Below are 1872 nucleotides of genomic sequence, written 5' to 3'. Positions count from 1 at the left end.
GGCGCGCCGCGCGATGGCCAGCAGCCAGGTGCGGGCCGGCGCGTCCGCGCGGAACCCGCGCAGCGCGGGGATGGCTCGCAGGTAGGTGTCCTGGGTGAGATCATCGGCGGCGGCCGGATCGACCAGGTGGGCGCACAGCCGCCACACGTCTCCCTGAGTCTCGCCGACGAACCTGGCCAGCGCGCCGCGATCACCGCGCCCGGCGGCGATCGCGAGGGAGCTCAGCTCGTCCACGGGCAGCAGACTACGACAAACGGTAGGGGAGTTTTCCCGGAGGGCGGGAACTTTCCGCCGCCGCCGCCGCACTAGTGGGCATGGAATGCGACAGGGTCCGCGAGGCCATCTCGGCCCGGATCGACGGCGAAGACCCCGGTGTGCCGGACGGCCCGATCGAGGCGCACCTGGCGACGTGTGCCGACTGCCGGGGCTGGCAGCAGCGGGCGCACGCGATGACGCGGCGGGCCCGGCTCGGCGGCCGCTTCCTCGAGCAGGACCTGACCGCCCGGGTGCTAGCCGCCATTCCGCCGGAACCGGCCCGGCGACGGCGTGTGGCCTGGGGTGGCGGGATGGCCCGGCGGACCGGGCTGGCCGCCGTGGCGGCCGCCCAGCTCGCGATCACCATTCCGCTGCTGATCCTGGGACACGACCACGACGCCGGCCTGCATGCCGCGCATGAGCTGGGCTCGTTCGACCTGGCGTTGGCCATCGCATTCGCGGTCGGCGCGGTCCGCCCGGCCTTGTCGGCCGGCCTCGCCTGGCCGTGCGCCATCGCGGCCGCCGGGCTGGCGGGAACCGCGATCGTCGACCTGATAGCCGGGCAGACTTTTGGCGCCGACGAGGCGCAGCACCTGGTCGCCGTGGCCGGCGCCGTGCTGCTGTGCTGGCAGGCCCGCACCGTCAACAGCCCCGCGGAACCGGTCCTGGCGGCTGGGCCGCCCGGACAGTCCGGCCCGTTGTTCGAGGTGCCGCTGCCCGGGGCGGCATATCCAGCCGCGGGCCGACGGCAGGAGATCCCGCGGGAGTCGGCTGAAGGCGGCACCGAGGCGGTCGCGTGACGGAGCCTGCTGCCGGGCCCGGCATTCGGGAAACCGTCCTGACCATTGAAGGCATGACGTGCGCGGCGTGCGCGGCGAGGGTCCAGAAGAAGCTCAACGGCCTGCAGGGCGTGTCCGCCGCGGTGAACTACGCGACCGGCACGGCCCGGGTCACCACGCCCGCCGGCCTGCCCGCGCGGGAACTGGTCGCGGCGGTCGAGCGGGCCGGGTACACGGCCAGGGAGCCGGAAGGCGGCCAGCCGGGGGACGAGGACGCCGCGGACGAACGGGACGCCGCGCGGGATGCCGCTTACCTGAAGCGCCGCCTGTTCGTCGCGCTGGTGTTCTTCGTCCCGCTGACCGACCTTTCGCTGATGCTCTCGCTGATCCCGTCCCTGCGGTTCGCCGGCTGGCAGTGGCTGCTGGTGGGCTGCGCGGCGCCGGTCGCGCTGTGGTGCGCGTGGCCGTTCCACCGGGCGGCGCTGAAGAACGCGCGGCACGGCGCGGCGTCGATGGACACGCTGGTCTCGCTGGGCATCATCGCGGCCTGCGGCTGGTCGGTGTACGCGATGTTCGTCCTCGATCGCGCCGAACGCGGCGGCAGCTTCTGGCAGCTGCTGATCCACGCTTCCGGCGGCGGGATCTACCTGGAGACTGCCGCTACGGTCACCACGTTCCTGCTGGCCGGACGGCTGTATGAGGCACGGGCACGGCGTGTCGCGGGCCAGGCGATGCGCGAGCTGGCGGCCGCCGGGGCCAGCGACGCGGGCCTGCTCGGGCCGGACGGCACCGAGTGGCGGGTCCCGGCCGGCAGCCTGCGGCCCGGGGACAGGTTCGT

General features: G+C 74.4%; 3 protein-coding genes. 2 read left to right on the top strand and 1 reads right to left on the bottom strand.

What is annotated here, in order from left to right:
• On the bottom strand, nt 1–234 hold a 234-nt coding region (locus WA805_RS12420), incomplete at its 3' end, for a sigma factor (protein ID WP_425242403.1).
• A gap of 80 nt (nt 235–314) precedes the next feature.
• On the opposite strand from WA805_RS12420, the gene WA805_RS12415 reads away from it, so the two are divergent.
• Both WA805_RS12415 and WA805_RS12410 read left to right on the top strand, forming a co-directional pair.
• The gene (locus WA805_RS12415; RefSeq protein WP_422326646.1) at nt 315–1055 is read left to right on the top strand and encodes a zf-HC2 domain-containing protein; all 741 of its coding nucleotides are present in this window, start codon (nt 315–317) and stop codon (nt 1053–1055) included.
• A gap of 53 nt (nt 1056–1108) precedes the next feature.
• Nucleotides 1109–1872 (top strand): cation transporter (locus WA805_RS12410; protein ID WP_425242402.1); only part of this gene is annotated, 764 nt, incomplete at its 3' end.

The sequence above is a fragment of the Trebonia sp. genome (assembly GCF_049794275.1).
Lineage (GTDB): Bacteria > Actinomycetota > Actinomycetes > Streptosporangiales > Streptosporangiaceae > Trebonia.
Note: the sequence above shows the minus strand (reverse complement) of the source record. Positions and strands in the feature narration are given on the sequence as shown.